The organism is Zhongshania aquatica, from assembly GCF_027257955.1.
Classification (GTDB): Bacteria; Pseudomonadota; Gammaproteobacteria; order Pseudomonadales; family Spongiibacteraceae; genus Spongiibacter; species Spongiibacter aquatica.
On record NZ_JANZNQ010000005.1, the window covers coordinates 120,905 to 143,966 of the forward strand.

General features: G+C 49.2%; 17 protein-coding genes. 7 read left to right on the forward strand and 10 right to left on the reverse strand.

The features are described from left to right. Nucleotides 1-19: 19 nt before the first annotated feature. From O9X78_RS06730 to O9X78_RS06750, 5 genes are all read right to left on the reverse strand, one after another. Complete coding sequence (locus tag O9X78_RS06730; RefSeq protein WP_269618856.1) at nucleotides 20-817, reverse strand: uroporphyrinogen-III synthase; 798 nt, start codon at nucleotides 815-817, stop codon at nucleotides 20-22. Continuing rightward, nucleotides 795-1,745, reverse strand: a complete 951-nt coding sequence (gene hemC / locus O9X78_RS06735; RefSeq protein WP_269618857.1) for a hydroxymethylbilane synthase — start codon at nucleotides 1,743-1,745, stop codon at nucleotides 795-797. The genes O9X78_RS06730 and hemC overlap by 23 nt, the downstream gene beginning before the upstream one ends. Before the next feature lie 88 nt (nucleotides 1,746-1,833). Beyond that, a complete protein-coding gene (locus O9X78_RS06740) occupies nucleotides 1,834-2,568 on the reverse strand; it encodes a LytR/AlgR family response regulator transcription factor (protein ID WP_269618858.1) in 735 nt (244 codons plus the stop codon). Then, on the reverse strand, nucleotides 2,565-3,659 hold the full coding sequence (locus O9X78_RS06745) for a sensor histidine kinase (protein ID WP_269618859.1): 1,095 nt from the start codon (nucleotides 3,657-3,659) through the stop codon (nucleotides 2,565-2,567). Before O9X78_RS06745 ends, O9X78_RS06740 begins: the two co-directional genes overlap by 4 nt. A 92-nt stretch (nucleotides 3,660-3,751) precedes the next feature. Next, nucleotides 3,752-5,392 (reverse strand): beta-helix domain-containing protein, encoded by a 1,641-nt coding sequence (locus tag O9X78_RS06750; RefSeq protein ID WP_269618860.1) that lies wholly within the window; start codon nucleotides 5,390-5,392, stop codon nucleotides 3,752-3,754. Nucleotides 5,393-5,588: 196 nt separating this feature from the next. Between O9X78_RS06750 and argH the strand changes: the two genes are divergently transcribed. From argH to O9X78_RS06765, 3 genes are all read left to right on the forward strand, one after another. Continuing rightward, nucleotides 5,589-6,989: an argininosuccinate lyase gene (gene argH / locus O9X78_RS06755; RefSeq protein WP_269618861.1), complete on the forward strand. Its 1,401-nt coding sequence runs from the start codon at nucleotides 5,589-5,591 to the stop codon at nucleotides 6,987-6,989. Between the two features lie 263 nt (nucleotides 6,990-7,252). Then, complete coding sequence (locus O9X78_RS06760) at nucleotides 7,253-8,290, forward strand: efflux RND transporter periplasmic adaptor subunit (RefSeq protein WP_269618862.1); 1,038 nt, start codon at nucleotides 7,253-7,255, stop codon at nucleotides 8,288-8,290. Nucleotide 8,291: 1 nt separating this feature from the next. Continuing rightward, entirely contained in the window at nucleotides 8,292-11,405 is a 3,114-nt protein-coding gene (locus tag O9X78_RS06765) for an efflux RND transporter permease subunit (RefSeq protein WP_269618863.1), read from the forward strand. A 113-nt stretch (nucleotides 11,406-11,518) separates the two neighbouring features. Here the strand turns inward: O9X78_RS06765 and O9X78_RS06770 are convergent, their stop codons facing one another. Beyond that, the gene (locus tag O9X78_RS06770) at nucleotides 11,519-12,541 is read right to left on the reverse strand and encodes an LLM class F420-dependent oxidoreductase (protein WP_269618864.1); all 1,023 of its coding nucleotides are present in this window, start codon (nucleotides 12,539-12,541) and stop codon (nucleotides 11,519-11,521) included. A 285-nt stretch (nucleotides 12,542-12,826) separates the two neighbouring features. Next, the gene (locus O9X78_RS06775; protein WP_269618865.1) at nucleotides 12,827-14,194 is read right to left on the reverse strand and encodes a cytochrome P450; all 1,368 of its coding nucleotides are present in this window, start codon (nucleotides 14,192-14,194) and stop codon (nucleotides 12,827-12,829) included. A 164-nt stretch (nucleotides 14,195-14,358) separates the two neighbouring features. Here O9X78_RS06775 and O9X78_RS06780 point away from each other — a divergent pair, with 164 nt between their 5' ends. Then, the gene (locus O9X78_RS06780; protein WP_269618866.1) at nucleotides 14,359-14,952 is read left to right on the forward strand and encodes a TetR/AcrR family transcriptional regulator; all 594 of its coding nucleotides are present in this window, start codon (nucleotides 14,359-14,361) and stop codon (nucleotides 14,950-14,952) included. 84 nt (nucleotides 14,953-15,036) lie between these two features. Here the strand turns inward: O9X78_RS06780 and O9X78_RS06785 are convergent, their stop codons facing one another. After that, nucleotides 15,037-15,912: a TIGR03619 family F420-dependent LLM class oxidoreductase gene (locus O9X78_RS06785; RefSeq protein ID WP_269618867.1), complete on the reverse strand. Its 876-nt coding sequence runs from the start codon at nucleotides 15,910-15,912 to the stop codon at nucleotides 15,037-15,039. 384 nt (nucleotides 15,913-16,296) lie between these two features. Here O9X78_RS06785 and O9X78_RS06790 point away from each other — a divergent pair, with 384 nt between their 5' ends. Beyond that, nucleotides 16,297-17,262 (forward strand): ribonuclease Z, encoded by a 966-nt coding sequence (locus tag O9X78_RS06790; protein WP_269618868.1) that lies wholly within the window; start codon nucleotides 16,297-16,299, stop codon nucleotides 17,260-17,262. Between the two features lie 66 nt (nucleotides 17,263-17,328). Here O9X78_RS06790 and galE read toward each other — a convergent pair whose 3' ends face one another. Continuing rightward, nucleotides 17,329-18,345, reverse strand: a complete 1,017-nt coding sequence (galE, locus tag O9X78_RS06795) for a UDP-glucose 4-epimerase GalE (RefSeq protein ID WP_269618869.1) — start codon at nucleotides 18,343-18,345, stop codon at nucleotides 17,329-17,331. An 868-nt stretch (nucleotides 18,346-19,213) separates the two neighbouring features. Between galE and O9X78_RS06800 the strand changes: the two genes are divergently transcribed. Continuing rightward, nucleotides 19,214-19,396, forward strand: a complete 183-nt coding sequence (locus O9X78_RS06800) for a ribonuclease HepT family protein (RefSeq protein WP_269618870.1) — start codon at nucleotides 19,214-19,216, stop codon at nucleotides 19,394-19,396. Between the two features lie 188 nt (nucleotides 19,397-19,584). On the opposite strand, the gene O9X78_RS06805 is transcribed toward O9X78_RS06800, so the two are convergent. Continuing rightward, nucleotides 19,585-20,928, reverse strand: coding sequence for a UDP-glucose dehydrogenase family protein (locus tag O9X78_RS06805; protein ID WP_269618871.1), 1,344 nt, complete (start codon nucleotides 20,926-20,928; stop codon nucleotides 19,585-19,587). A gap of 396 nt (nucleotides 20,929-21,324) precedes the next feature. Here O9X78_RS06805 and O9X78_RS06810 point away from each other — a divergent pair, with 396 nt between their 5' ends. Next, nucleotides 21,325-23,001 carry a sulfatase-like hydrolase/transferase gene (locus O9X78_RS06810; RefSeq protein WP_269618872.1) on the forward strand — a complete coding sequence of 559 codons (1,677 nt, stop codon included), beginning with the start codon at nucleotides 21,325-21,327 and terminating at the stop codon, nucleotides 22,999-23,001. Nucleotides 23,002-23,062: the final 61 nt, after the last annotated feature.

Genomic DNA, 23,062 nt, shown 5'->3' on the forward strand with positions numbered 1-23,062 from the left:
ATTTTCTCTCAAGATCCATTTAATGAAGTATAGACGGATTACTTTCTACATATCGCTGCAGTGCCGCTAGGCTTGCAGCGGTACCTGCATTCTCGGCCTCAATCACCGACTGATAGCCCTGATTTTTTGCTAGTGTCGCCACCCGCGGGCTTGGCACCAGTACTGGGTAAGCAAATGCCACAGAGCCCAATAGCTCGGTGAAATGACTGAGGGTTTCTCCGCTGTTCAATGCCACCATATTTATGCGGTGTTGTAACAGCAATGCCCGCAGTTGACCACCGTCAATATCCGGTTTGCACCGCTGATAACACTCAACGTAATCGACAATAGCTCCGCGCTTCGTCAATTCGGTTGCCAAATATTCTCGGCCACCCACGCCACGGACAATTAGAATCTTCGCCTGTGCAATATTCTGCAACTCCGCGCAGGCCAGCAGACTCTCGCTATTCATCGCCAAGGCGCTATGCCGAACGACGACATCGCGCTCGGCGAGGGCTGCTGCTGTCGCCGCGCCGATGGCGAAGACGTCAATATCCATTGGCCATTGTGGCCAGTATTGTTCAATTTGATCCAGGCCGTATTGCACCGCATTCACGCTGATAAAAATAACGCATTGATAGCGGTCTAAATTCATCAGTAGGCTGCGACTTTTTTGAATAGCCTCGCCATGGTCTGCTTGCGTCAACGGTGCAATATCTAACAGGGGCTGCAATACACACTCCGCACCAGCGGCCGTTAACGCCGCCGCAAGTTCAGCGCTGCGATCCGCTGGCCGCGTGACTAAAACCCGTAAGCTATTCAGCTTTGCTAGCGCCATACACCGCCTGCAAAATATCCGCCGCGCCCTGCTCCAGCAACGATTCTGCCACCGCAATACCTAGCGCCTCAGCTTGATCTCGCGGCCCGCGCTGTTCAGCAGTTAAAATAGTTTTGCCACTTGGCTCACCCACTAGGGCGCGCAACCAAAGCTGATCCGCGTTTTCCGGATCAATGATGGCATAACCGGCGATAGGCACCTGACAGCCACCCTCAAGGCGGCGATTCATGGCGCGCTCGGCCATGACTTGCTCTGCACTCACACTATTATGCAAAGGCTGCAACAGAGCGTTAACCCGCGCATCATCGAGTCGCGTTTCGACACCCACTGCGCCCTGACCACAGGCTGGCAAGCTAGATTCAACCGCCATCAAGGCCGCAATACGGTCTTCTAACTTAAGACGAATCAATCCGGCCGCCGCCAGTATGATTGCATCGAATTCGCCCTCATCAAGCTTGCGCAAGCGGGTCTGAACATTGCCGCGTAAACTAGAGATTTGCAGATCTGGACGCTGGGCGCGAAGCTGGCATTCACGGCGCAAACTAGAGGTGCCAACACGCGCGCCCTCTGGTAAATCATCTACTGACGCGAAGTAATTACTCACAAACGCATCGCGGGGGTCTTCTCGCTCGCAGATAATCGCCAAACCAAGGCCTTCTGGAAACTCCATCGGCACGTCTTTCATTGAGTGCACGGCAATATCGGCGCGGCCATCGATCAGAGCCTGCTCAAGTTCTTTAACGAAGAGCGCTTTACCGCCAATTTTAGAGAGTGGTGAATCTAAGAGCTGATCGCCACGGGTGGTCATTCCAAGTAGCTCAACCTCTAAACCGGGATGCGCCGCTTGTAGCTCTGCCTTGATGAATTCCGCCTGCCAAAGTGCCAGCAGACTTTCGCGGGTGGCGATGCGGATTATATTGTCGGACATGAATATTTCCGTAGAACAACGTGGGGCCACCATGATACGTCAGCGAGGCCGCTGACAAAACCGAAAACCTGCCACAAAGCAGCAGTCGCTAAATACCTTTGGCGAGTCGCGCTCGTACAGCGGGTAAATATCGGCGACTTATTTGGGGCCCAAGGGCAAGACCCTGTAATTTAACCCGATAACCCGTCACGCCATGACGCTCAATACCCTGCAGGTATTGCAGCGCCACCAGCGCATTGCGATGAATGCGCACAAACTGATTGGCAAACTCCTGCTCTAGCTCGCGCAGACTGTCATCAATTAATAACTCGCCGTCTAACGACACGGCGCTCACGTATTTATTGTCCGCATGAAAATAACGGACCTCCGCCACAGGCAATAGACGAACACCCTGCGGGCCAGAAGAGGACAACTGGCTTCGCTGAACCGGTGCCTCCAAAGCAGTCAGCGCGGCAATTTGCGCTTTATTAAGCCGAGACAAACGCCCAAACACCGCCGCTAATTTATCCCGCTCAATCGGTTTTAGCAGATAGCCCACTGCCTGCGCCTCAAACGCAGCAATGGCGTATTCATCGTAGGCGGTGCAAAACACAACCGCCGGTGAGGAGTTCCGCTCAGCTAATTCCCGCGCTAATTCTATTCCGCTCTTACCCGGCATCGAAATATCGAGGAGGAGGACATCTGGCTGGCTGCGCGTAATTTCAGCCAAGGCCTCCTCGGCATTCGCGGCCTCTACTAATACATCAACGCCGTCTATTTCCTTTAACAGGCGCGCGGCGCGTTGGCGAGCTAAGGGCTCATCATCGACGATGAGCACCTTCATGAAGATTGATCCTGAGGAAATTTTTTCATTGGAAATATCGCGCGGGCAACGTAATGATCGCCGCTCAGCTTACTACTAAAATCAGCGCTATCGCCAAACAGTGCCTGCAAGCGCAGCTTGATGTTATCGTTGGCCATGCCATTACCAACACCAAGGTCTAAGTGGTCTGCAACTGGATTCTTAACTTCAATTTCAACGATGCCGTTTATAGCCTGCGCCTTTACGGTGACTAGACCACCCGCCTGCAAACGCTGAATACCGTGAACAATCGCGTTTTCAATTAAAGGCTGCAAGAGCAAGGACGGAACCGACACATCGTCGTCTAGCTCGGCGTCTTGCCAATCAACCTTTAATCGATCATCCAGGCGGGCGTGTTCGATACGCAAATAGCGTTCACACAAATCCCGCTCATCGGCCCAGCGCACCACGCTCATCCCACTTTGTAAATTAGCTCTAAACAATGCCGCTAAATCTTCGACGGCTTGCTCAGCTTTGTCGGGTGCGATACTGATTAAGCTGCTAATGCTATTGAGGGTATTAAAAAGAAAGTGCGGACGGATTCTAGAATTCAGCGCATCTAAACGCGCATGCAAACTGCTTTGTTCGCGCAGGCGATACTGCAAACTTAAATAGGCATAGCGCATGCCCACGCCAAGCACGACGGTGGCAACTGCCAAGGTTTCTGCCAAGGCCCAAACATCAATTAGCCAACTTTCACCCTGCAATCTACCGCTGGCAAACCACTGGCCGAACACGGTGACGCAGGCAACCCAAACAAGGCAAACGATAAAACTAACAGCGGCAGTTACCGCTGTGCTTAGCGGCAAAAATAATGGTTTGAGCAACTGCAATATGGCCGCCGCCCCCAGCAGACACCAAATAGTGAACATGCCCGATAGTCCGAGGAGTACCCAATCGAAATTCTGCAAACCGGATTTTAGCAGGGTAAACAAAATGGCAAGCAAGGAGGCCAATAACACAATTAATAGCAGTGATTGCGGGCTAGACAGGTTGCCAATAAATGACACCTGCTGATCCTTATGCTGAAATTGCGACTTTAGCTGCGCTTTGTTTTGCTGCCAACCCGACACGGCTTTCACCTTACACATGTTTTGTAAAGCATAGCAGGCTGGTGGCAGAGCGGATATGACTAACGCTTGGGGCTAGCCATATCCGTGGGGATTTATTTAAGTGGAAATGCGGTCCAGCTGTCGGTCCACGTTACCACTGCGCCGGGACGGATAGCGCCGCGATAATTTGCAGCCTCATCCCAAAATTCGCCCTGCGGCACCGCTACCGCATTGTCTTTTGCTGGAGAAGAAGCCGCGACGCGATAATCCGGTTCGCTTTCACTTTGGGTCACTTTTAAAAACTGCGGGTTAATACCCAAGCTGGCGCCTTCGGATATATAAGCGGCCTCATCAAAACCGCCATCATCATTTTGGTCGCCGAATTCCTCTGCAAAAAAATGCGTGCCGTCTAGGCCTATATCCGACATCATCAGGCCCGCAAAACTCATTTTACCTTGGTCAATACGCGCCACGGTCTCAGTATCTTTAATATCTATCGCCTCGCCCGAAAATCCCGAGATGATCATATTATTAAAGTGACCGCCGGTGCCGCGACGCAGGGTCATGCCGCGCTGATACTTTTCCTGACTATTCATTCCGAGCAGAGTCACGTTATACAAGGTCGGTTCAGAGATCGGCTCGGCCTGATAATCCCCCTCGCGGTTATCGGCTTCGAAGGCGTTATCGCCCACCCCCGAATATTGCTGAATTTGTAAAAACTGCACACGCCCCGTCCAGCCCATATCCCAGTCAAGGGAGTCATCCGCCGCCCCGGTGATAAGAATATGGCGCAAATCGACAGTGCCACCAAATATCTCAATGCCATCATCTAAAGCGCGGTGAACCTGCACATGGCGAATAATGGTTTTACTGCCACAGCCGCCCAAGGTCAGCCCGTTCAGCTCATTATTGGCATAGACTTCGTAACCAGCAAATTCGACGCGAACGTATTCCAATACACCACAATTGTCTCGCGGGTCGCTGCCGCCAAACATGCCCCGGGTATCACCGGCATTTAAACCTTCTATTTGTGCATCCGCTGTATTTACCGGCGCATTACCCAGCAACACGAGGCCACCCCAATCACCGGCCTTACGCTTGCCCGCCAGCGCAGAACTGGTAAACACGATTGGGGCCAGCGCCGTGCCACGGGCTTGAATGCTGCCGTCGCGGGTCACTAACAATGCACTGCCCGGGCGTCCTTGCACAATCGTACCCGCCTCAACGACCAGCCTTGCCCCTGCCTCAACGTAAACTATGCCGTCTAAGATCCAAGTTTTATCGCTGGTCCATATTTGCTCGCCGCGTATTGAACCACTCACTACCTGACTGCGACTTATTAACTGCGACAGATCTTTACTGAATATCGCCGCCGCAATAACGACAAATAATACAATCACAGCAAAGCCAATCACTGCATTGCCGAGTGGACCTTGCTTTGGCTTTTCTGAAGACGTTTTGTAGCCGACGGTCTCAGCGATATCGGGATTAATTACCCCTACCGGACGATCATGACGACCCTGGGTTAAGGCGCCGCTGGTATTAATGTTCTGCAGGCCGATACCCAACTCTCGAATATCGGGATTACTGCTCACCGCCGCCTGATCTATCAACTCTTTGCGATAGGCAGGATCATTTAGCAAGGTATTAAAATGAATATACCTAACGCCCTTATCACCCTGCTTGTCGTAGGTTTTCTTAAGCTGCCAGAGCATTTCAACCAACTTGGCACGGGGAGACGTGACGTTACTCATTGCTTTACCTCGGTAAACAGGCCTGTTTTTAGGCAGCGAAGTATGCGGGGAAAATATGACATTGGTATTAAGCGAAAACACCCTATCCTTTCGCCAAGCACGCTTATATCTAAAACTGATATAATGACGACCTTTTCAGCGATGGGTCGCAAACGCGCCCACGCCAGACCTATTAGTGACACGGGAACACAGCGCAATGAGTGACAAAGATCCGAGCATCAAACCCTGGGGCGGCCGCTTCAGCGAGCCTACCGACCAGTTTGTAGAACGCTTTACGGCCTCTGTCAGCTTTGATCAGCGCCTGTATCACCACGACATCAACGGCTCACTCGCCCATGCCGCCATGCTTGAAAAAGTTGGCGTATTAACCGCGCAAGAGCTGGCTGATATTCAAGGCGGACTCGAGGAAATTCGCGCCGAAATTCTCGCTGGCACCTTTGAATGGTCGATCAGCCTTGAAGACGTGCACATGAATATTGAAGCGCGCCTGACCGATAAAATCGGTATCACCGGTAAAAAACTACATACCGGCCGCTCGCGCAACGACCAAGTGGCAACCGATATTCGTCTCTACGTGCGCGATGAGCTAGCGCTGATTTGCAAAGAACTGAGCCGCCTGCAGCAGGGGCTTATCAACCTCGCCAAGCGCGAAGCCAATACTATTATGCCGGGCTTCACCCATTTGCAAACCGCCCAACCCGTTACCTTTGGCCACCACATGCTGGCTTGGAATGAAATGTTGGAACGCGACTACAGCCGTTTTCAAGACTGTGGCGTTCGCCTAAATCAGTGTCCGCTGGGCGCCGCCGCGCTGGCCGGAACGACCTACCCAATTGATCGCCATTACAGTGCCGAGTTGCTGGGTTTCGACCGCCCCACAGAAAACTCGCTAGATTCAGTCAGTGATCGGGACTTTGCAATCGAGTTTGCCGCCGCCGCCAGCGTAATGATGACCCACCTCTCTCGCTTCAGCGAAGAACTCGTATTGTGGACGTCAGCACAATTTAAATTTATCGAATTACCAGACCGCTTCTGCACCGGTTCATCGATTATGCCGCAGAAGAAAAACCCAGACGTGCCGGAATTAATTCGCGGCAAAGTGGGCCGAGTGAACGGCCATTTGGTTAGCCTGCTAACACTGATGAAATCTCAGCCACTCGCCTACAACAAAGATAACCAAGAAGACAAAGAGCCTATCTTCGACATTATCGATACCGTAAAAGACTGCTTAAAAGCCTACGCAGACATGGTACCGGCAATCACTGTGAACGAAGATGTGACTCGCGAAGCAGCGATGCGCGGCTTCTCAACCGCAACTGATTTAGCCGATTACTTGGTACGCAAAGGCTTACCCTTCCGCGACGCGCACGAAGTGGTCGGTAAGTCAGTGGCCTATGGCGTTGCCGAAAACAAAGACTTGTCAGAAATGACCATCGATGAACTGCGCACGTTCAGCAGCGACATTGAACTGGATGTCTTTGATGTTCTCACTCTCGAAGGCTCGGTAAATGCCCGTGATCACATAGGCGGCACTGCGCCCAAGCAGGTATTAGCGGCGGCAGAACGAGCAGAAAGCCGACTGAACACGCGCGTCTAAATACTAGGCAATATGCTGCTCAAACTAGCTTAGCGCCGGTGCGTTTTGCACCGGCGATTTTCACCACCAAGCCCAAAGTGAGATTAACACCACAAAAGGGTGATTCTTAGATGGTCAGCCGTTACATTAATCTGCGTAAATAGAACTGCATGAGACCGTTGCACAAATGTCATTTTGCCCATATTGGCGTCATAACGCCCTGCTTGTGCAAAGGACGCGACTAAACGAATGACCGCTACTTAGATTTACAACGGAGTACCGTCTTGAAAAGCGCAAACAACACACTGCTATTATGTACCTGTTTTGCAGCACTTCTCGCGGGCTGCAGCCCCGCTGAAAATTCAGCGTCAGCACCCAGACCTGCTCCCGCAGTGAAAATTAGCACACTAAAAACTGAGCCCGTGCAAAATCGCGTGCAGGCTTTAGGCACCTTGCTTGCGCGTGAATCCATCGATATCAGCAGCAATGTCAGCGAGAAAATCACGGCCGTACATTTTAACGATGGCGATAACGTGACCAAGGGACAGTTGCTCGTCACTCTGCAGCAGGATGAAGAAGCGGCACAACTCAATTCAGCTCGCGCTGATTTGGCGGAACAAGAACGAGAGCTGGCGCGCCTGAAGGGTTTGATTGCCAATCAATCTGCAGCCCAAACTGAATACGATCAGCGCCAAACCGCCAAACTTCGCGCCGAAAGTAAAATTGCAGAGATACAAGCGCTGCTAGCCGAGCGCAATATTCGCGCGCCCTTCAGCGGTGTCACCGGCCTGCGGCAACTTAGCCCCGGGGCCTTGGTCAGCCCCGGCACAAGCATTGCGACACTGGATGATATCAGCGTTATGCGCCTCGATTTTCAGTTACCCAGCCTAGGCATCAACGCAATTGCGAGCGGGCAAAGCGTCGTCGCTCATAGCGAAGCCTTAGGAAAAGACTTCACCGCCACTATTGCCAGCGTCGCCACGCGCATCAACCCCGTTGACCGAAGCATGACCGCGCGCGCTCTAATCGATAATCCCGACAACACACTTAAACCCGGCATGTTGATGCTGGTATCGCTAATTACCAATGAGCACGACGCCATTATGGCGCCGGAGTCGGCACTGCAAAGTATTCAACTTCAGCACTATGTCTGGATTATGGATAGCGAACAAAAAGCCGAGCGCCGCCAAGTTAGCCTAGGCATTCGCAAACCCGGCTTTGTCGAACTGAGCAGCGGTGTCAGCGCTGGCGAACAGCTTATTTACGAAGGCTTTACTGCACTGCAACCTGGGGCAAGCGTAGCGCCACAGGGGAGCGAATAGAATGCTGCTTTCTGATACGGCGATAAAACGTCCGGTATTTGCGACGGTTATCAGTCTGCTGCTAGTCGCTTTTGGTTTACTCGCCTTTGAACGCCTACCGCTGCGTGAATACCCCGATATTGATCCTCCGATTGTCTCTATTCGCACCGTTTACGTGGGCGCCTCTGCGGAGGTCGTCGAGTCTCGGGTTACGCAAATTATCGAAGATCGTATTGCCGGTATCGAAGGGATCAAGACGATTGATTCAAGCAGCCGCGACGGCTTTTCGTCCATCAATATCGAGTTCAAATTGTCGCGAGACATAGACGCCGCCGCCAACGATGTGCGCGACCGCGTCTCTGGAGCGCTAGCCGATTTACCGGAGGAAGCCGACCCACCAGAAGTACAAAAGACCGACGCCGACGAGCAGGTCATTATGTGGCTTAACTTAACGTCGGAAACCCAGAGCGTATTGGCACTGGCGGATTACGCCCAACGCTATATTGTTGATCGCTTTGCGGTGATTGACGGCGTCGCACGAGTACGCATAAGTGGCGGCCCTGAATACGCCATGCGTATTTGGCTAAACCGCGAGTCATTAGCGGCCCGCCAACTCACCGTGGGTGATATTGAAAATGCACTGCGTCGGGAAAACGTAGAGCTACCCGCTGGCACCTTAAAATCATTGGATCGCGATTTTGTGGTGAAGATTAATCGCCACTACCTCAGCCCCGCTGATTTCGAAGGCCTAGTAGTAAAACGTGATGAACAGGGTTATCTAACCAAATTAAGCGACGTCGCCAGAGTTGAATTGGGCGCCGCTGAATACCGCCAGTCATTCCAAGGCAATGGCGTACCTATGGTGGGCGTCGGCATTGTAAAACAAAGCGTGTCCAATACCCTCGCCGTGGCTGAGGCGGTGCGCGCCGAAGCTGAAAAAGTACGCAAGACCTTGCCCGGCGACATTCAGCTACACTCTAGCTACGACAGCTCGGTATTTATCGACCGCGCCATTTCCGAGGTTTACAGCACCTTATTCATTGCCGCGGCACTGGTTGTGCTGGTGATATTTTTGTTTCTTGGCGACTTCCGCGCCATGCTAGTGCCCGCGATCACCGTACCGGTATCACTCATCGCCACCTTCACCGTACTTTATGCGCTAGGGTACACAGTCAACTTACTCACCTTGCTAGCATTAGTCTTAGCTATCGGTCTTGTGGTTGATGACAGCATTGTGGTGCTCGAGAATATTCACCGACGCTTACTCAACGGTGAACCGCCCTTGGTTGCGGCTTATCGCGGCAGCCGCCAAGTGGGCTTTGCGGTGATTGCAACAACGGCGGTGCTCGTTGCTGTCTTTATTCCCATCAGTTTCCTAGAAGGCGATGTGGGCCGCTTATTTGGCGAATTTGCAGTTGCTATGGCCGTCGCGGTTATGTTCTCCAGCGTTGTTGCACTTACGCTGTCTCCCGTCATTTGCTCAAAAGTGCTGAATCGCGACGCCATGCACGGCGGTCTCGCTAACTTTGTCGAAAGTCTGCTGCACCGCATGGAAACCCGCTACGGCAAACTTCTCGCCGGGAGCATGAAACACCCAATTCTATCCGCCCTCGCACTGGTGCTCACCGTCGGCGCCTGTGTGTTTTTTCTTCAAAAAGTACCCGCGGAATTTGCCCCCAAGGAAGATCGCGGCGTTGTATTTATGATTATTCGCGGCCCAGAAGGCGCATCGTATAACTACGTCACCCGCCAATTAGCTGAAGTAGAACAACGACTGATGCCGATGGTTGACGCAGGCACGATCAACCGACTACTACTTCGCGCTCCCGGTGGACGCGGTGGTGCCGACGTCTACAATGAAGCCGTCGGAATTTTGGTGCTAACTCCGTGGGGCGAGCGCCAACCAGTCGCGCAGGTTGTCGGCGAGATACGGCAGCGACTCGCTGGCTTTACCGGCTTAAGTGTATTTCCTATTACTCCTCAATCCTTGGGTGGCGGCTTCACTAAGCCATTGGAATTCGTACTCGGCGGGAGCAATTACGAGGAACTCGCGGAGTGGTCGGAAGAGCTGATTAAAGAAGCCAAAACCAATCCTGGCCTGCTGGGTATTGATAGTGACTTCCGGCAAACTAAACCGCAGTTAGCGGTGACCATAAATCGCGATCGCGCCGCCACCCTCGGCGTAGATGCCAGCGAGATCAATCGCAGCTTAGAAACCCTGCTCGGCTCACGACGGGTCACGACGTTTATGATGGCCGGCGAAGAGTACGATGTTATTTTGGAGGGGGAACTGGATACCCAACAAAGTCCGCAGGATCTGAATAATATCTATGTGCGCTCTGCCACCACCGGCAATCTCATCCCCCTTGGCAACCTTGTTACCTTGCAGGAGCGTGGCGATGCCGCGGTGCTAAACCGTTACAATCGAGTAAGGGCGATCACCATCGACGCCAACCTTGCCAATGGTTACTCGCTGGGTGAGGCACTCACTTATATGGAAAATCTCGCTTCCGAGAAATTCCCGAACGCGACCATCGATTTCAAGGGCGAGTCCTTGGATTATCGTGAGGCAGGCTATTCCGTTTATTTCACCTTCGCGCTGGCATTGCTTGTTGTTTACCTTGTGCTTGCGGCCCAATTCGAAAGCTTTATTCATCCCTTTATTATTTTATTGAGCGTACCGCTAGCGATTGCCGGTGCCTTAATTGGGCTTTATCTCACCGGTCAAAGTTTGAACATTTACAGCCAAATAGCACTGATTATGCTGGTAGGCTTAGCCGCAAAAAACGGCATTTTATTGGTGGAGTTTGCCAACCAATTGCGCGATCAAGGGTTGGAATTTAACGAGGCGATTTTACAATCTGCGCGCCAACGTTTGCGCCCGATTGCGATGACAGCCATCACCACTATCATGGGCGCAGTGCCACTGCTACTTTCATCAGGGCCGGGCAGTGAGTCGCGCTATGTAATTGGTATCGTGGTCGTATTCGGCGTCAGTTCCGCCACCATACTCACACTATTTGTCATCCCCATGGCTTATCGTCTTCTCGCCAAAAATAGCCAATCTCCCCATGCGGTTACACGCAGACTGGAAGCTCAGTTAGCGCTGCATGAAGACAAAGAGCGGGATCAATAAGTACCTCTTTTACCGGTACTGACATAGACAGGAATACACAGAAAATAAAAACGCCAGCTCTAAAACAGAGCTGGCGCGATGCATCAAAATATTGAGGCAAGAAGCCCTAAAATTTACACCACTTCGTTGGCGATGAATTCCATGGTATCTATCGACGTTTCAAAATGGTCGCGATGACCAATCATGAGCGTGGTGACATCCGATTTTTTCCAGTCTTGCAGACGCTCTCGAATACGTTCTTTCGGGCCGAGCAATGAAATCTCATCAACCAGTGCGTCAGGAACAGCTTTTATGGCCTCATCGTGCTTACCTTCATACCAGAGGTCTTGCACTTTCTCGGCTTCGTCGCCAAAGCCCATCCGGCCCATTAAATTCTTATGGAAATTATCTTGGCGCGCGCCCATGCCACCCAAGTACAGGGCCATAGTCATTTTACCTGGGTACATTGCCTCTTCGAGATTGTCGTTAACGATGCAATTTACCATCGCGTTAATTTCAAAATCATCAGACTTATTCGCCAAGCTGTCGTCAAAAATATTCATGCGGTAAGGCGAAACAAAAATGGGCATCCAACCATCGAATTTTTCAGCCGCCAGCGCGATGTTCTTCGGGCCTTCCGCACCGAGAAACACGGGGATTTTCTTGCGCAGTGGATGGGTAATACTTTTTAATGGCTTACCTAAGCCCAGACTTTCAGGCCCTTGGTAAGGCAAATTATATTGGCTGCCGTGGAATTCTACCGGCGCCTCTCTCGATAGCGCTTGCTGGAAAATATCTAACCATTCGCGGGTACGCTCAAGGGGACGTTTAAACTGCTGGCCATACCAGCCTTCAACCACTTGAGGGCCAGATACACCGACGCCAAGACACAAACGACCATTGGACAAATGATCAAGTGTCATCGCCGTCATTGCCGCACACACCGGCGTCCGCGCTGAAATTTGCATCACACCGGTACAAAGGCGAATTTTATTTGTGGTAGCGGCGATAGCCGCAAGCGGCGTGAAACAGTCAGAGCCATAGGCCTCAGCGGTAAACACCGAATCGAAACCCATATTCTCAGCAGCCTGCGCCAACTCTAAGAAGCGATCAGTGGGATGCTTTTGCCAGTATCCGAGATGTAGTCCGAGTTTCATGCGATATCCTCATTATTTTTTCGATGATGCTGCCAAGATTATACGGGGCAAGCATGCCATAACCGATGACATCTCCGCTCAAATAGCGCCGTAAGGGGGTGACGAAAAAGATCATCGAATGATAAAGGGTAGCTGCGGGAAATGGTTCAAGAATTCGCTCCGCTCACGTGGATACCCAATCGGGCTTCCCTGCGTTGCGCACGCCGCGAGAACTAAAAGCATGCAATTCGCACAAAGGCATATCCGATTAGAATCGGGTATGCCTGTGCCAATGCCGCCTAAATACTAGGCCTTTGCTATGCGCTTCACTACAATCGGCAAATCATCCACCGGCTTAGGGAGTGGTACGGTTTGCATTTTGCTGCTGAAATTATCCGCCAAGCGGAATTCATATTGACGCAGGAACTGGTGCATGAAGTTTTTCACTTGCATTAACGCAAAGTGCATACCGATACATTTATGCGCACCGCCACCAAAACCAACAAAACTAAAGGTGTGCCGTTTGTGCTCATTACGCGGCTCTAACCAGCGATCAATATCAAACTTCTCTGGCTCGTCCCAGTATTCCGCCATACGGTGGTTATGCTGCGGGGCCAAAAACAAAATAGTATTTGGCGGTAGCTTGTAACCGCCCAGCTCGCATTCATTAATGGTACGACGCTGCATCATCATAACTGAGGGATGCAAGCGCAGCGCTTCCTTCACCGCCACTTCCATCAATGGCATTTTTTCTAGATCTTCGTAATCCAGATAAGGTTTGTCGATAGACATCGCTTCATCACGAAGACGCTGCTGTAACTCTTGGTTTTGCCCCAAGTGGTAAAGCATGTGACTCAATGCGCTGGTAGTGGTGTCATGCGCGGCGAACAACAAGAAACCCATGTGAGCGATGATGTCGTCATCAGAGAAGTACTCACCATCCTCGGTTTTTTCACGGCAGAAATAGCTAAAGGTGTCGGTACCATCACCAGCGCGGCGATCAGCAATTAAGCTGCCAAAAAACTGGTGCAGATAGCGTTCGCCAATTTTACCCTTGCGGTATTTAGTGCCGGGAATTTCTTTAGTGATAATGCCCATCAAGCCGTTGGCGATATCTAAGAACGCCTTATTCAATTTGGCTGCCCGCTCGTCGCTTTCTTCTAAGCCGACAAAAATCTTCGCAGCCACATCAAGCAAAATTTGCTTAATCGCCGGAAAGAACAGCAACTCTCCTTGCTCTCCCCAGTCAGAAATACCTTCCTCAATCATCGGCCCCATGGTGCCAATGTAGCCCTTCATGGCGTCATTTTTAAAAGCAGACTGCATCATCCGGCGCTGAAATTTGTGATCTTCATGATCACGCAGTAGCAGTGCGCCCTTATAAAAGCGACCCAATGAGCCCATATAGCCCATTTCTGCCGAGAAATTTTTGTCTTTATCCAAATACACTTCTTTGTATAAGTCCGGACCAATCAGCAACGCACCACGAAAGCCCGCCAAGCCAAAGCGACTGACATTACCGAACTTTTTGTATTGGTTATCAATAGTGCCGTAGAGATCGGTCACCAACTGGAAGGTCTGGCCGATAATAGGCAGCCCAAATGAACCCGGAATATGGTCGAGGTTTTCATTGTTTTTGGCTAGCTTGTAGTCTGGGTTTACTGCCGTAGTCATAATCGGCCTCCAATTGGGATGCGATGAAATTGTTATTTGCGTCAATCATAGGCTTGGGCATAATACATATCAAGCGTCCGATATGAAATATTGGTCATCTTCGGTATATTATTCGCATATAGATGGCCGAAAGCCGATGCAACCACGAATACAAGGTAAGCACATTGAGGAAAGTTGACCACGATAGCCGCCGTGAAGAAGTGGCTGGCGCCGCCGCGAGCCTTATTGCAAACAAAGGTTTGGAAGCACTAACTACCCGCGCACTGGCCAAAGAGCTGGGCTGCTCCATTGGGGTGTTGTCGCACTACTTCAGCAGCAAGGAAGAAATCGTCATCGCCGCGTTTCGCTGGGCTGACCAGCGTATTGACCTGCGCATGCAGGAAGCCATCGCCGACGATAGCCCCAATATTGAGTCATTCTTTCCGGTGATTAAAGCTGGCCTGCCCCTAGATACAGAGTCGGATCTGGAGTGGCGAGTACGCCTCAATCTACACACCTTTGCGTTAACCCATGACGCCAGCTTGCAAGCCGAGCGCGAAAAAACCAAACAATTCAGAGACTTAATGGTCATCATGATTGGTAGCATGCAAAACAAGGGGCATGTCACCAAAGAGCTAAGTGCGGAAGACATCACCAGCATCGCCTTCGACCTCGTGAACGGCATGGCCAAAAACCTACTGATGTGCCCCTTTGAAGAACGGGAAGCGAAGGCCGAGTATCTTTTTAGAATGATAGAACTACTGAAGCCACCGGCTTAGACACAGTAGTCGCAATCGCTTCGCGAACATGGAGATCTGATCGGAGTTCAGTATGACGAGCCCTCCAACAGGCCCGCCCCACTGTCAACGCGACTTCGCAATCACCTCATTCGCATACCACGTCATCATGCCCACCTTTTCTTCAACCGATTTATCGTCTGCTTCAGAGGCATACACATCACGAAAGGCAACCAGCACTTCATCAATACCAATATCTTCCAAACGCTTAATTCCGTCGGCTGAATAGGCCTCAGCTGTCATAGCATGAAATTCAAAGGGCAAATGATCACGACCATATTCTTTGCGGAATTCATTAATCTTATCGACCATCCCTTTGATCGAATCCAACTCGCCACCAGCAGCTATCCAACCATCGCCCAAACGCGCAGCTCGACGCAATGCGGGATTTGAATGCCCACCAACAAGAATAGGCGGCCGTACACTTGGTACTGGGCAGAGTTTAATTTCGGGCATATCAAACATTTCGCCTTTGTAGCCGAAGTACTCGCCCGTCATTAGTCCATTAATAATCTCAATCATCTCGTCCATGCGCTTGCCGCGTTTATCCCACGCCACATTCGTCACTTCAAAATCTTCTGCCCACGGGCTAATACCGACACCGTAGCCAAAGCGATTGCCAGTAAGAATTGCTAGACTAGACAAAGACTTAGCAATTAATGCTGGTTCGTGAACAGCCAACTTATGCACGGAGGTGGTAAACCGAACTTTGCTCGTCAGTGCCGCCAAATGCGCAGTGAGCAAGAATGGCTCAATAAACGGCACACCGTCTAAAAACTCGCGGCTACCGTCGCTGTTATAGGGATATTTAGAGCTGCCCTCTTTGGGATAGCAAATACTGTCTGGCATGGTAATGGTGTCAAAACCAAGATTTTCCGCCGCTAATGTTAACGGTAGATATTGTTCTGAGGGGCACATACTGTGGTGATACGCGAATTTCATTGCTACGTCCTTTCCCGTCGTTATTGTTTTCGTGATTTTCGAGACATACGCTCGCAAACGAAGAACGGTTGACAATAATACAAAGCAAAATTCCCCGCCTCATCCGAATGGCGCAGCAGGTACAAGAAATTAGACCACGAGAAAATATCGCCCAGCTCAACGCGACTTCACTATGCTAGATGTTCGATGCCAGTTGCGCACGACATCCACTTACCCCAATCGGGCATCTGCAACTTGATCCAGAGTGCATATACCTCAATGTGAGGACAGCTATCGACAATGATTTCGTCACAAGATAGAACTGGTACCGCGCAAAAGAAGGGTATCTATGTAAAATAGACCTAAGGATCAACATGCTAATTGCGGAGCAGACTCGATAACACTATGCGTTTTACTTTTTTAGGCACCAGTGCTGGCACGCCAACCACAAGCCGCAACGTCACCGCCCTCGCACTGGCAATTGACGAACATCGCGAGTGGTATCTATTTGATTGCGGCGAGGGCACTCAACACCGCCTGTTAAAAAGCCGATACTCTTCTGCCAAGCTTAAAACCATTTTTATTACCCACGTACACGGCGATCATTGCTATGGCTTGCCCGGTTTAATTGCGAGCGCCAACATGAGCGGTCGCAAGGCACCGCTTACCGTTTGCGCACCCGACGGTATCGAACAATACGTGCGAAGTACTTTCGCACTAACCGATGTGCATAACCTACGCTTCCCACTAAATTTTGTGCGCTCAGATCACGACAACTTCCGCTACAACGATGGTCATATTTCGGTAAGCGCCGTCGCGATGTCACACAGAGTACCTTGCTACGCATATCACGTAAGTGAAATCCCACCCTTTCATTTAAATGAAGAAATATTAGATTCTCTTAAGGTTCCACGCGGGCCGCTATGGCACCAATTACAGCAGGGAGAAAATATTACTCTTGAAGATGGAAGGATCATAAGTGCTGATCAAGTTCGCAGCCCTGCATGGACACCTCGCAGAGCAGTCATAGGCGGCGACAATGACAAGCCTGACTTGCTTTCAAAAGCGCTAGAAAACAGTGATTTATTAATTCATGAATCCACATTCACCGAAGATGTCCTCGCAAGGGTAGGCCCTCAATACATGCACAGCACGGCGGAAATGGTCGCCAAAACCGCCGCAAATGCAAAGTTAAAGAACCTAATACTCACCCATTTTAGTCAGCGCTACCGTACCGACATAGGCGCGAAAGAACACACCGTGAATGACCTCTACAAGGAAGCGAGAAATTATTATCAGGGGAACCTACAACTCGCAGAAGATCTTCAAAGTTTTCAATTAGAAAAAGATAAAACACTCACTAAATTGTGAGCCCAGCGTTCATGCTGCGCTCACAAGGATGGTCGAACGAAATCGATTATAGCTGAGGTTTTGACCTCATCCACCGTACCCGTCAGGATTGCCACTTTGCCAACGCCAGGTATCTGCCATCATTTGCTCTAGCGAACTACCCGCCACCCAATGTAATTCGCGCTTGGCCTTATCTGCATTCGCCCAAAACGCAGGTAAATCACCACTGCGACGTGGCGCAATTTTATAGGGCACAGCTTGACCAGTCACTGACTCAAAAGCCCGAACCATATCCAAGACCGAAACACCCTGCCCCGTACCCAAATTGAACGCGTGCAATCCAGGCTTTTCCAAAGAGGCCAGAGATTGACAGTGACCTGCAGCCAAATCCACAACGTGAAGGTAATCCCGTAAACACGTCCCGTCAGGGGTTTCGTAGTCACCGCCAAATATCGATAACTCAGCTAGCCTCCCAACGGCAACGCGACTTATAAACGGCATCAAATTATTTGGAATTCCAAGTGGGTCTTCACCAATTAATCCAGAACTGTGTGCGCCAATCGGATTGAAGTATCGCAAAGCAGCAATAGCCCAGCGGGAGTCAGAAATACACAGATCCGCAAGCACACGCTCAGCCATGGCTTTAGATGCACCATAAGGACTAGAAGGCTGGCCTAATGGCATAGACTCCTCGTAGGGCACCGGCGCGTCCGGTCCATAGACCGTAGCAGACGAACTAAATACCAACTTAAAAACACCAGCATCCGCCATCGCCTGACATAACGCCATCGTACCGCGCACATTATTGTCGTAGTAACGTAAAGGCTGTTCAACACTCTCACCAACGGCTTTTAAACCCGCAAAATGAATAACAGCGTCGATTTCATGTGAAGAAAAAGCACCAGCCAAAGCATCGGCATCACGTATGTCTGCTCGAATGAAAGTCGGCGCGATGCCAGATATTTTCTCAATACGCTCAAGAACTGCCGGATTACTATTCACAAAGTTATCGACAATGACAACGTCATAGCCCGCAGCCTGCAACTCCACAACCGTGTGACTACCGATATACCCAGCACCACCGGTGACGAGAATAGTTTCCATTCGTTAAATCCAATTGGTAAAACGCATATTCTAAAGCATTCACAGACAATTTATAACGGAACCTAAGCGAAATAGCGCGGTGTCTCGACAAAGCTATTATCGATAAAAGCATCCGCTTCACTAATATAAGTCCCCGGCCGGGATCAGAGATGACGTGAGCTTTTACATAATATACGTGGGTACAATAACATTATGTTTTGAACATCGTTGATCAAACATAACATCTGGGAGACGATGACTACCGAGTTATTTGAGTAATTCCACGATTCCGCAATATTCTTAAATAGTATCATCTCAGGTTTACTCAAGGCCTCGTAGACCACCGAATATCAGCCATGAAATAAACGTGAAAACTCAATATTTAATTTTTTTGAAAAATTAAATAAAAACGTAACGCGCACAAACTCGTAACAATTAATATTTTACTAAGAGAGGGGATATAAAATAACTAAGGACACCCGATGTAAACATCAGGAAAAAAGAATGGCAGGGAGCCGGTCATCCATTCCGAAAGTACACATCCTATGTACACGACCAACCTTGGTCAGCGTCCCTGCCAAGTGCCCATCCAGAGCAAACTTAAGTCTACTCGCGGCCAAAATAAAAGCAATGAAAAATCTGAAATTTATCCTGCGACTCAATTAAGCGTATTGTAAGTAACAATGCATTAACTAAAGGCAATAGACTGTAAACTAACACAGAAATATACAATCTAATAATATCGTGCATTAGAATGCCAAATTACAAACGAGCACAATAAAAATCATGGATGATAAATATTGACTAAACAGCAACTCAAAGAATGAAAGGAAAACTTGCTTAACATGAACGTCACCTTGTTTAGACACACGCAAACTATGAAATCACTATGAGCGCGTCAAAATCTGCCTACCTAACTGCCTTATCTGAACACATCGATCAATGTGAGTACGACCTTAAATCATTGCGTGAGATGCTCAGTAAGGGCAAGTTTAGTCGACTAAAACAACACACCACCAAACGAACACTACAGATGCTCATTGAAAGTGCTATAGGGCTTGCCAAACACTAGGCCAAAGCTGAACTAAAAATCACTCACAGCGAAGCACTTAGCTCATTCAATAATTTGGCCGAAACGCCATAACCGCGTTAGACGCAAAAGTAGATACCTGATAGGGGACGGAAATGACGAAGGATTTACGCCGTCATTCGCCCTACCTGACCGGGGATCAATTCATACTGAACTGCAGCAAAACACCATTAGGCGAACCCAAGCACACTGCGACCACGCCCAATCCCGTAATAGGCTATCCCCTGCTCTTCAAGCATCGCAGGATCATATAAATTTCGGCCATCAAAAATGACCGCATGGCTTAAACGCTCTTTCACCAGATCAAAATCCGGTGCCTTAAACGCATTCCATTCTGTACAGACAACCAAGGCATCTGCAGTATTCAATGCCGACTCCTTTGTCCCCATCAACGTCAAATCAGAGCGCGTACCATATATACGCTGGGCCTCATTCATCGCCTCGGGGTCATAAGCCTGCACCACCGCACCGGCTTCCCACAAACTTTCCATCAACACACGGCTTGACGCATCTCGCATGTCATCCGTATTTGGCTTAAACGACAAGCCCCAAAGCGCAATCCGCTTTCCCTTTAAATCGCCATCAAAAAACGCATGAATATGCGTAAACAGCTTCTCTTTCTGGCGACGATTCACCGCCTCGATTGACTTTAACAACTCAGGCACATAACCCACTTTCTCAGCGGTACGCACCAAGGCCTGCACGTCTTTAGGGAAACAAGAACCACCGTAGCCACAACCAGGATAGATAAAGTGATAGCCAATACGTGGATCAGAACCAATCCCTTGGCGCACTTTCTCAATATCAGCGCCCAACTTTTCAGCCAAATTAGCCATCTCATTCATAAAGCTGATTTTAGTGGCCAACATACAGTTAGCAGCGTACTTGGTTAACTCCGCAGAACGCACATCCATCACAATCAACTTTTCATGATTACGATTAAAGGGCGCGTACAACTCACGCATCTTACTTTCAACAGACGGACTATTGGTGCCAATAACAATTCGATCTGGACGCTGGCAATCAGCTACCGCCGCCCCTTCCTTTAAAAACTCGGGGTTCGAGACCACATCAAACCCCAAAGTCACTCCACGCTCAGCCAAGACCGCTGCCATACAATCGACGACCTTATCAGCGGTTCCCACTGGCACAGTGGACTTATCAACAACAATCTTGGGGGACTCCATATACGTCGCAATAGTAGTGGCCACCGCCAGGACATATTGCAAATCCGCAGAACCATCTTCATCTGGGGGGGTCCCCACAGCAATGAACTGAATCTTGCCGTGTTTAACACCCATAGCAGCATCAGTAGTGAACTGCAGGCGGCCAGCGTCGAAATTGCGCTGAACCAAAGGCGTCAAACCCGGCTCATATATTGGAATAATGCCCTTTTTTAAGTTCTCGACACGCTCAGCATTCACATCGACGCAGACTACCTCATGCCCGACTTCTGCCAATACCGCAGCCTGCACCAAGCCAACATACCCAATACCGAACACCGTGACTTTCATTCACTTGACCTACATATCGAATTATCTACCGATAGGATTCTAGCATGCGAAAAAGAGAGTTCGTGAAAAAACAAAGGCATTCGCATCGCTCGGAAGAATTTCCAACTGCGGCTCGGTACGAACGGAAATGAAATTAAGTGTGGGATCAACAACGAATCTCCGGCCTTATATAAGGACATAAATCCAAAGGAATTACTTACCACGCCTTGATTCTACAGACCAACTAACGACACCCTCGGGTTACCCAGGGTAACTATATGGAATAGGCTATGAGCAGTACAGCAACGTGCTAAAATCAAAGACGGAGCAAGCTCACGAAGTAATCAAAATTACATGCAATAAAATAGAAGAAGTGCGAGACTAGGTGAAAATTTCAAACTCAGACTTTTCCAATTTATGAACACTATTACCTCGACTAAAAATAAGCAGCTAATTGTCTCAATTTTAACCTTACTCATAACTGCTTGTGGCGGTGGATCGAGCTCCTCATCACCTGCAGAAGATAGGCCAAATATCATTTTTGTCCTAACTGATGATCAACGATGGGATACTGTCGCAGACATGGCATATGTGAATGAGATTTTTAAACAAAAAGGTGCGTATTTCACGAACGCGTATGTTACTGACCCGGAGTGCTGCCCAGCTAGGGCAACAATATTGAGTGGTGGCTATTACCCAGAAAATACTGGCGTACTAGAAAATAATGCAAAAAATGGAAGTATTTCTCATTTTAATGAAAATGATACTCTCGCGACAAACCTGAAAGAACTAGGTTACAACACAGGGTTCATAGGAAAATATTTACACGGCTATAAAAAAGGGCACGTCCCACCGGGCTGGACTGTTTTTATCAGCAATGCTGAAGGTGGCCAAGTTTTAGATTGGTATAATTACGGTCCATACACTATTGGATCATCAGGGCAAAATACTGAGGCAATTTTAGAACAAGACAAATCTCACCTAACGGTCTCTCAAAAAGCGAGAGCGTTTGACGCCCTTGAAAACCTCTCAAATAGCTCTAAACCATTTTTCTTAATGATTTCCACTTTTTCGCCACATCCTCCTTCTACTCCAGAACCACAGGATGAAAATTACTACACAGATTTCTTCTATAACGATAGAGCTGTTAATGAGTCGGATCTCAGCGATAAGCCATCTTGGGTCACAACCGGCCCACTGAACGCGGGTGGTTGTGGAAACAAAAATCCCCAGAAACAACTTAGAGCAATTCGTTCACTCGACAGGCTCATGGAGGAGCTTGACAGCAATTTAGTAAGATTAGGACTGCAAGACAACACAATTGTTATTTTTAGCTCTGACAACGGCGTATTGTGGGGTGAACATGGGCTTTGCGATAAAGGATGGGCATATGAGGAATCTGTACGCGTTCCGCTACTTATAAAAGGTCCCGGCGTTATAACACAGACACTCGAAGATTTGATTGCGATGAATCTCGACATACCTCAAACGATCTTAGAAATTGCCGGATACAAATTTACCGGAGATGGTGTAAGCCTAAAAAACTTATTATTTAAAGGTCAACCAATTACAAGAAAGCATATCTCAATTCAGAATTATGGTTACACCTCGTATAGATTCGATACTGACGGGATATGGCGCGGAATAATTTATAAAGACAGCGACAACTTTTTAAAGTACGTAATGCACAGTACAGGTGAACAAGAGCTTTACGACTTACTTGAAGATCCTTATGAAAAAGAAAGTCTTCACGAAACGTCACCTATTAAATTTTCTAATCTCAAAGAATTAGTATTCGAGAACAACGGCTTAGTCATAACCAGCTCATCAATTCCAAACGCAATCGCCTCTAAATATTACTCATATAAACTGACGCACTGGGGGTCGATAACTACGGGAATGGTTCGTTGGAATCTGCGATCGGGGAGATTGCCAGAAGGTATTACACTTGATACTACATCTGGGGAAATATCTGGTATCAGTACAGAAGTTGGAGAATACGAAGTAGATATGGAAATAATATCAGACATAAAAGGAAGTCAATCCAAACGAGTAAAATCCTATTCTAGAAAATATACTTTTTCAGTTCTGTAGTTAGAATTCGAAAGGATATAAAAAGCAGTTAAATCGTGGCATTACGATTCAATAACACTTA

Bases quoted from the DNA above. Each gene is read 5' to 3' on its own strand.
- O9X78_RS06730 (WP_269618856.1), bottom strand. From the start codon at position 817: ATGGCGCTAGCAAAGCTGAATAGCTTACGGGTTTTAGTCACGCGGCCA.
- hemC (WP_269618857.1), bottom strand. From the start codon at position 1,745: ATGTCCGACAATATAATCCGCATCGCCACCCGCGAAAGTCTGCTGGCA.
- O9X78_RS06740 (WP_269618858.1), bottom strand. From the start codon at position 2,568: ATGAAGGTGCTCATCGTCGATGATGAGCCCTTAGCTCGCCAACGCGCC.
- O9X78_RS06750 (WP_269618860.1), bottom strand. From the start codon at position 5,392: ATGAGTAACGTCACGTCTCCCCGTGCCAAGTTGGTTGAAATGCTCTGG.
- argH (WP_269618861.1), top strand. From the start codon at position 5,589: ATGAGTGACAAAGATCCGAGCATCAAACCCTGGGGCGGCCGCTTCAGC.
- O9X78_RS06765 (WP_269618863.1), top strand. From the start codon at position 8,292: ATGCTGCTTTCTGATACGGCGATAAAACGTCCGGTATTTGCGACGGTT.
- O9X78_RS06770 (WP_269618864.1), bottom strand. From the start codon at position 12,541: ATGAAACTCGGACTACATCTCGGATACTGGCAAAAGCATCCCACTGAT.
- O9X78_RS06775 (WP_269618865.1), bottom strand. From the start codon at position 14,194: ATGACTACGGCAGTAAACCCAGACTACAAGCTAGCCAAAAACAATGAA.
- O9X78_RS06785 (WP_269618867.1), bottom strand. From the start codon at position 15,912: ATGAAATTCGCGTATCACCACAGTATGTGCCCCTCAGAACAATATCTA.
- O9X78_RS06790 (WP_269618868.1), top strand. From the start codon at position 16,297: ATGCGTTTTACTTTTTTAGGCACCAGTGCTGGCACGCCAACCACAAGC.
- galE (WP_269618869.1), bottom strand. From the start codon at position 18,345: ATGGAAACTATTCTCGTCACCGGTGGTGCTGGGTATATCGGTAGTCAC.
- O9X78_RS06800 (WP_269618870.1), top strand. From the start codon at position 19,214: ATGAGCGCGTCAAAATCTGCCTACCTAACTGCCTTATCTGAACACATC.
- O9X78_RS06805 (WP_269618871.1), bottom strand. From the start codon at position 20,928: ATGAAAGTCACGGTGTTCGGTATTGGGTATGTTGGCTTGGTGCAGGCT.
- O9X78_RS06810 (WP_269618872.1), top strand. From the start codon at position 21,325: ATGAACACTATTACCTCGACTAAAAATAAGCAGCTAATTGTCTCAATT.